General features: G+C 62.2%; 1 protein-coding gene. It reads left to right on the top strand.

What is annotated here, in order from left to right; genetic code table 11:
* The coding region (locus QZH66_RS18140; protein WP_305807193.1) for a tripartite tricarboxylate transporter substrate binding protein at positions 1-592 on the top strand (592 nt) is incomplete at both ends.

Here is a 592-nt window from a genome sequence, read left to right as displayed (position 1 = left end):
CGCGTCGGGGTGCCTGTTATCGTGCAGAACACGGCTGGTGCGGCCGGTCTGATTGGATCCAAGGCGATCGCAATGGCGGCCCCCGATGGCGGCACCTTTGGTTATGTGCATTCGGGTATCGTCACCCTTCAGGCGATGGGGGCCAAGATCGACATGCTGAAGGACTTCGCCCCCGTCGCGCCACGCATACAGGCCTCGTCATTTCTCATTCTGGTGAATTCCGGGTCGCCCTACAGGAGCCTGCAGGAGCTCATCGCTGCAATGAAGGCTGATCCGCAGAAGCTCTCTTGTGGCACTACCGGCCCCGGTTCGCCCGAGTACATGATCTTTGAGAGGCTGGTGAAGGCCGTGCCAGGGATTGGCGCAGTGAATGTTCCTTTCAAGGGGGCCATTGAAGGTGTCGCCGCGCTGATGGGCAAGCAAATTGACTTCATGGTAGGTCTGACCTCGACGGCTCGCGGCACCGTCGAATCTGGCAAGCTGCGTGCGCTGGCGAACCCCGGCGTGCGACGCTCCAGGCTCTTCCCGGATGTGCCCACAGTCGCCGAGGCAGGCGTACCCGGTTTCGCCCACTCCACTTGGGGGGGAGTCT

The organism is Stenotrophomonas sp. YIM B06876 (genome assembly GCF_030711595.1).
Classification (GTDB): domain Bacteria; phylum Pseudomonadota; class Gammaproteobacteria; order Xanthomonadales; family Xanthomonadaceae; genus Stenotrophomonas.
The sequence above is the reverse complement of the archived record's forward strand: the minus strand, read 5'-3'. Positions and strand labels throughout refer to the sequence as shown.